Below are 6788 nucleotides of genomic sequence, written 5' to 3'. Positions count from 1 at the left end.
GGCACCGTAGACACCCTGAAATCAGGTAGACAGATAGTGTCCACTGGTGGCGTCGGCGTAGTAAATAACATGAGTGACGGCAAACAGGTTCTTTCCGGAGGCAGCGGTACAGTTACCACTTTGGATGGAGGCAGACAGATTGTTTTCAGCGGGGCATATGGTACAGTTACTACCATGAATAGTGGTGGGCAGGCCGTTGATAACGGAGCACATGGTACCATAAGCACATTGAATGATGGCTATCAATATATAGAGAATGGTGGCGCAGGCAGTGTCAATACCTTAAATGGTGGAACCATATTGCTTGGCGGCGGTACAGCCTCTGTAGCCAATGGTACCAAGGGTATTGTTTCTGGCTATGGAACCATTGACGGTGACCTTTCCCTGGCTTCCGGTACTGTAATTGCTGATGGTGGCAAAATAGCCGCAAACAGTAATCTGAGTGCCGGTACAGTAACTGTAAATAATGGTGGAAGCCTTGTCGTTACCGGCAATTTATCTGCGGATACCCTTTCTGTTTTAGGTTCAAATGCAGTATCTGCCGGGGGAACCCTTGCGGCAGATACCATGGACATTACAGGCTTAAATGGAGGAACTGAAGCAGTTCTGGCTGCCGCAGGTGCTTTTGATGTGGATTCCGTGGCCTTTGTCAGCGGTGGTACTGCGATAGCAGTAAGCGGGGGCAGTGCGTCCTATAATGGCGCTGTCACCAGCAGTGAGCTCACTGCCGGAGTCACTTTGTCTAATCATACTAGTGAGATTGTGACATTCGGTGGAGGACAGGCCAACTATTATAAAGCAGATCTTGCGGATAAGTTTGCCCTGGGGGATGTGACCTGGACCAATGGCGGGACTTATTATAGCGTGTCTGATGGCCCGCAGATTACATCAACTACTGTTATTGATGCCAGTGGGATGAACTTTACCAATTCATCTGCTGAGGCATTGACCTCCGGGGCAGATATGACCCTTTTATACAAGACCGGCGGCTTTACATCAGCCAACCCTGTTACCGGCGGCACGGATAAGACTCTTGCGGTGGACTATACGGATACTGCAGGAATTCAGTATGGTGCTACTGCCAAGGGTGATGTAACGGCTGTAGACAGTGCAGTAAAATATACTGTGGATGAAGTCAATGTAGACAGCATAAATCTTGGCAGCTGGAATGGTTCCTCTGCCAGCCTTGCCTCCAGCTGGACCGGAAGCGGGGTGGCCGTGGATACCGGTGACTTTACCTATTCCCTGACTCCTGGGGAGACACAGACCATATTTACCGGACTTTCCGAGGGCTTCCTGGGAACTGTATCCGGAAACCATGCCTATACGGAAAGTGCTTTTTCCAATGAGGTCAATGGCGTTACCCTTGCAGGTACCGGTATAGGTGGTGTGAAGGCTTCCGGTGATGGCAGGAGCCTGACCTATTATGGTGAGTCCAGGACTGTAACTGGGCTTGTCCTTGGGGAAATGACCTGGGGAACATCCCGTGATGCCAGCGGTGCAGTCTATGATTACACCAATGCAACTATTGATACCAGTGGCCTTACCTTTGCTGCGGCTGAGGATATAGTGGTAAATTCTGATACTACACTATTTAATGCCAACAGCACATTGTCAGATTTCAGCGCCCAGGATCACAGCGCAGCTTATTCCTATAATCCATTAACAGGGGTTACCCTGAATGGTACCATCAGTGGCAGTATAGGAAAGAGCGGGAATGATATTATTTATACCGCCAATGCAAATACCGCTTCCAAGCTCACCTTTGGTGATGTAAGCTGGCTGGAAAGCGTGGCCCTGATAGACCACAGCTCCACCCTGACCAATGTTACCTTTAATGGGGCCGATGTGGATACCAGCAGCATCAACTTTAACAATATTGATGATCTGAAGGCCAACAGCACCATGACCTTGGTATCTGAATTCGGGGACAGTGTGGGCACGATTACCGGAACGAAGTATAAGGTGGGTACCACCTTGCAGGGCAAGGGCAAGGCCACCCTGGATGGGAATGACCTTATCTATACCGCTGAAACTGATGCCGTGGATATAACTGCCCAGGAGCAGACCCATAATACTCTTATGGGGGCTGTTGCAGGAATGGCTGCCCTTGGGGCCGGCAATGACTTCATAGGAGCCACTGCTGATGGCCTGGGGCTTGCTTCCAATGCTGGGGCAGATGGCATGTCCACCTATGCCAAAATGGGTGGTGGTACCATGCGTCAGGAGACCGGCAGCCATGTTAATTCCCATACCTGGAATGGAATCCTGGCAGTGGGGCACAACAACAAGAAGGAAAAATCCAGCTTTGAATATGGAGCCTTCCTGGAATATGGTACTGGCAGCTACACTACCGTTAATGGTGATGAGAGAGGTGACGGTTCTGCCCGTTATACCGGCGGTGGCCTTCTGGGCAAATGGATGCTGAACAACGGAACCTATGTGGAGGGAAGCCTGCGCCTGGGCAGGATACATGATGATGCCAGAAATATCCTGCGTGATTCTGATGGAGTGCCATACAGCTATGAGACTGATGCCAATTATTGGGGAGCTCATATTGGTGTGGGCAGGGAGATTGCCATTGACAGTGGGCATACCCTGGAGCTTTATGGTAAGTTCCTCTACAACCGTCGGGGCAGTGTCAGTTTTAATGCAGGTGGACATTATGATCTGGATGCTGTGGCCAGCAAGGTGCTGCGCATAGGTACCAGGTATGTCCTGAATGGTGATAAGTGGAACTTCTATGGTGGGGTGGCCTACGAGCATGAGTTTGATGGCCTTGCCAGGGGCAGGGCTGATGGAGTAGCCATCCGCAACGCAGATATTGGTGGTGGGAGCTTCCGGGGTGAGCTGGGAGCAACCCTGCGACCGGACAGGAATTCACCTTGGGAGGTAGATTTCAATCTCACCGGGTTTGCCGGAAAGAAGAGGGGAATATCTGGCGGCGTGTCATTGAAGTATATGTTTTAGTCGGCAAGGCATTTGCTGTGACCAGGGAATCCAGGGCTAAAGTGATTTTTGCCTTTAATTAAGGAGCCGGGAAAATTCCGAACTCGCTTTGCTCAGACACGGAATTTTCTCCGGAATGCCGGTATGCAAAAATCCACTTCTAGACGCCCTTCCTCCAATGGTCACATCAATCTGCCTGCCTAGCAGTGATGCAATAGGTTTGATGGCTGGTGGCAGAGTTATTTATATTTGCGTGGGAGACCTCATCCACCGCAAGCGGGCCCCCTTCTCCAGAAGGGGAAGGCACGGGTACGGTACGGGTGACGGAAACATTAATGAAATAAGATGATTTTTTTGATATATTGAGTTGCCGGTAATAATCCGGCAGAAAAATTAATTTTACCACTCATTGAGGTTGTACCCTCGACCTCTTTGTATGTGGTCATTACCTCCCCGGTAATGGCACACATGGTGACTGCGGTTTTTTCGCTTTTTTTTCCTGCAGTCATCTATATGTGGGAGAGCCGTATGCCCATACGGCTCTTTTTTTATTGTCAAATTAAAAAGATTAATAATAGTTGACTTATTTTTCATAATTTATTATAATAATTAAGAATTAATGAGAAAATCATTAATTAATTAGGTTGCGCGTGCTTTCCCTTTCAATAATTATGTTCACACTATTTTTAAGCTGGCGTAGCCTACCCTCTGAAAGAGCTCCAAAGTATAGCCCGGAGCTCTTTTTGCTTGTCATCTATTATTTTTTTTGTGATAAATATTTTCAAAAATAAAAAACCTCGAAATCAGTACGAATACTGATCTCGAGGTTATTTTCACATGGTGGAGACGAGGGGACTTGAACCCCTGACCCCCTGCCTGCCAGGCAGATGCTCTCCCAGCTGAGCTACGCCCCCATGAGTTTTAAAGCACAAAATGAATTATATATCAAAAATGAAATTTATACAATATGTTTATCAAAATATTTATGCAAAAAAAGGGCCTTTTTTCAGACCCTTTTTGTTTTTCTGAAGCTTAATTTACTGTTATCAGCCGCGTCCCCTGGTGTCTTCCACCTGATTTGGTTTGTGTTTTTTAGGCGGCTCCTTTTTGTCATGGTGTGGTGCCGGCTTTATTTCTTCATGCTTTGGAGGTTTTACCTTTTTCTTGTCATGGTCATCTTCCGGAGCCTGGGAGATGGAGATATGATGTATTCCCCCCATATCCTGATGATGTGGTGTTGCTGCAAAGGCTGGTACGGTACTCAGCATCATAATCCCAATAATTCCGGCTATTAAACTCTGTTTTTTCATTTCAAATCCCTTCCTTTCTGTTGATGTGTTTAGTATAAGGGGAATTTATAAACAAAATCTAAACTGAAAATAAGAATAACATTAAAATTATTTTGAGTAGTTTTCCGCTAAAGAGAATATTGAACAATACCATTTTACGGCCATAAGGGTATTTTCGACAGTTCATTGACAGGACCGATAATTAATGATAATATCTATTCGAAAATAATGAGAACGATTATCAATTATTTTCTGTATTGGGAGAGCAGATGATGAGCAGTTTATTTCAATGGAGGAGATTATTATGGCACTTGATTTAGGTGATGTTCAGACTACGGCGCTTATTCCCCTTGTGGTAAAGGCAAATGAAACCTTGCGGCCCAATGCCCGTATCCATGATCCAAAGGCAGTGGAAATTGTCAATGCCCTGCATATTGATACTAAGCGTTATGACAAATTCATGTCCCATGAGGGAGTGGTAGCCAGGACAATCATGCTGGACCGCCAGTTACAGGAAATTATTGATGATGCACCGGATACTGTTGTCGTAAATATTGGGGCAGGCTTTGATAATCGGTTCCAGCGTGTGGATAACGGTAAAATATGGTGGGTCGATATGGATCTTCCTGACTCTATTGCGGCCCGAAAAAAAGTTTTTTTGGAGCAGGACAGGGTCACCATGCTTGCAGGTGATGCCCTAAAGGATGACTGGTGTGAGACGGTACAAAATATATTGAAGGGGCGTCAGGCAAGACCTGTATTTATTGCTGAGGGGTTGTTCATGTATTTTACGCTGGAAGAGATCCGCACCTTTCTCAATATTCTCCGGGATAATTTTGACAGGGGCATACTTATTGCTGAACAGAACAGTAAAATGATGCAAAAGCATGGTAAATATCATGATACGGTCAGCAAGACAAATGCCAAGTTCATGTCAGGTACAGACTCCGCACAGGAAATTGCAGATTTGGCGGAGGGAATACACCTGGTTGAGGAGCATAGCTTCAATGAGGAGATGAAAAAACACAGCATACGGGGAAAGCTGTTTGCCCTGATATTTCCAAATATGAATGACCGTTGGGCGACCTTTGAATGGTAAGGGGGCAGTATGGCTCTGCATTACTGATATATCTTCTGTATACTTCATAGGAAAAAGAATTGCCGTTTTTTTGCGGCAGTTTTTTTTTATGGCAGGAAGCAGTTATCCTGATGGCGAATTTTCTAATGAAATGGTATGTGTGGGGGACACAGGGAGATGCCATAGGCTGGCCTGGTAAAGGCAAAATACATTGAATTGATTTTGATTTCAGGGAGGTATTTTATTTATGAAAATAACAATTGCTGTAGTAATCGTAGCGGTGGTTTTGGTACTCCTGGGCTGTGGTCATAAGGCTGTGTCCTCGACGGGAGATGACAGTGGGAACTTCCGGCAGGTTTCCTCAGATGAGGGGCGGCGCCTGATGGCAGAAGGATCAGGATATATCATCGTGGATGTGCGGACCAGGCAGGAATATGACAATGGACATATTCCCAAGGCCATATGTATTCCAAATGAAAGTATTGACCAGACCCCACCTGATGAGCTGAAGGATAAGAATCAGGAAATATTTGTTTACTGCCGCAGTGGCCGCAGAAGCAAGCAGGCTGCCCAGAAGCTGGCCAATATGGGATATACCAATATTATTGAGTTCGGCGGTATTAATGACTGGCGTGGGGAGATAACCACTGAAAAATGATTTCGGGAAGACTTCAATTTTCTTGTTGTGGGAAACAGTTTTCAGCAAATGGGTGAAAGCTGTTCATAAGTATTGCTTTTGATTTCTTGCAGATGACCTGCTATATGAAATTGTATCATGTCAGGCAGTGCGGCAGTTATTGCAATTTCAATGGCGGTATTAAATGGGACAAATAAATTCATATGATCATAAAGGAAATAGATGTAAAGGGAATAATGACAAAATCAAATCTGCCGGTTGCAGATTTCTCTGTAAATCCGTATGTGGGATGTGCTCATGCCTGTAAATATTGCTATGCCAGCTTTATGAAGCGTTTTACCAATCATCCTGAGCCATGGGGGGATTTTGTTGATGTAAAGAATTGGGGGGAGCTGAAAAATCCTTCAAAATATGCAGGCAAGGAGGCTTTTTTCGGTTCGGTGACTGATCCCTATCAGCCCTGTGAAAAAAAGTATGGGCGGACACGACGCCTTTTGGAGCAGCTGCAGGGCAGTGGGATATCAATCAGTATTGCCACCAGGTCAGACCTTGTCTTAAGGGACATTGACCTTATAAAGACCTTTCCAAATGCCAGGGTGGCCATATCAATAAATACGGTGGATGAAGCCTTCAGAAGGGCCATGGATAAAGGCGCTACGGTGAAGCACCGCCTGGAAACCATGCAACAGCTGTATGAGGCAGGAATAAAAACTACCTGCTTTATTTCCCCCATATTTCCAGGGATAACTGATGTGGAAGCCATTGTTGAGCAGGCAAAGGACAGATGCAATCTGGTATGGCTGGAAAATCTCAACCTTCGTGGAGATTACAGGGT

Annotated in this window: 7 protein-coding genes and 1 tRNA gene; 5 read left to right on the top strand and 3 right to left on the bottom strand. The window is 46.0% G+C overall.

Translation table 11 applies throughout. From position 1 onward, the window contains the following. The coding region (locus K6C05_RS04005; RefSeq protein WP_296731520.1) for a hypothetical protein at positions 1 to 2970 on the top strand (2970 nt) is incomplete at its 5' end. Positions 2971 to 3281: 311 nt separating this feature from the next. Here the strand turns inward: K6C05_RS04005 and K6C05_RS04000 are convergent. From K6C05_RS04000 to K6C05_RS03990, 3 genes are all read right to left on the bottom strand, one after another. Beyond that, positions 3282 to 3458, bottom strand: coding sequence for a hypothetical protein (locus K6C05_RS04000; RefSeq protein WP_296731517.1), 177 nt, complete (start codon positions 3456 to 3458; stop codon positions 3282 to 3284). 329 nt (positions 3459 to 3787) lie between these two features. Further along, positions 3788 to 3863: transfer RNA gene (locus tag K6C05_RS03995), tRNA-Ala, on the bottom strand. Positions 3864 to 3995: 132 nt separating this feature from the next. Beyond that, positions 3996 to 4259, bottom strand: coding sequence for a hypothetical protein (locus tag K6C05_RS03990; protein ID WP_296731515.1), 264 nt, complete (start codon positions 4257 to 4259; stop codon positions 3996 to 3998). A gap of 283 nt (positions 4260 to 4542) precedes the next feature. Here K6C05_RS03990 and K6C05_RS03985 point away from each other — a divergent pair, with 283 nt between their 5' ends. The 4 genes from K6C05_RS03985 to K6C05_RS03970 form a co-directional block, all read left to right on the top strand. Next, positions 4543 to 5337, top strand: coding sequence for a class I SAM-dependent methyltransferase (locus K6C05_RS03985; protein WP_296731513.1), 795 nt, complete (start codon positions 4543 to 4545; stop codon positions 5335 to 5337). Beyond that, positions 5309 to 5515, top strand: coding sequence for a hypothetical protein (locus K6C05_RS03980; protein ID WP_296731510.1), 207 nt, complete (start codon positions 5309 to 5311; stop codon positions 5513 to 5515). The genes K6C05_RS03985 and K6C05_RS03980 overlap by 29 nt, the downstream gene beginning before the upstream one ends. 48 nt (positions 5516 to 5563) lie before the next feature. After that, positions 5564 to 5974, top strand: coding sequence for a rhodanese-like domain-containing protein (locus tag K6C05_RS03975; RefSeq protein ID WP_296731507.1), 411 nt, complete (start codon positions 5564 to 5566; stop codon positions 5972 to 5974). 182 nt (positions 5975 to 6156) lie between these two features. Then, positions 6157 to 6788 (top strand): radical SAM protein (locus tag K6C05_RS03970; RefSeq protein WP_296731505.1); only part of this gene is annotated, 632 nt, incomplete at its 3' end.

The organism is Anaerovibrio sp. (assembly GCF_024697385.1).
In the GTDB taxonomy this organism is placed as follows: domain Bacteria; phylum Bacillota; class Negativicutes; order Selenomonadales; family Selenomonadaceae; genus Anaerovibrio.
This window is presented reverse-complemented; position numbering and strand designations above follow the sequence as displayed.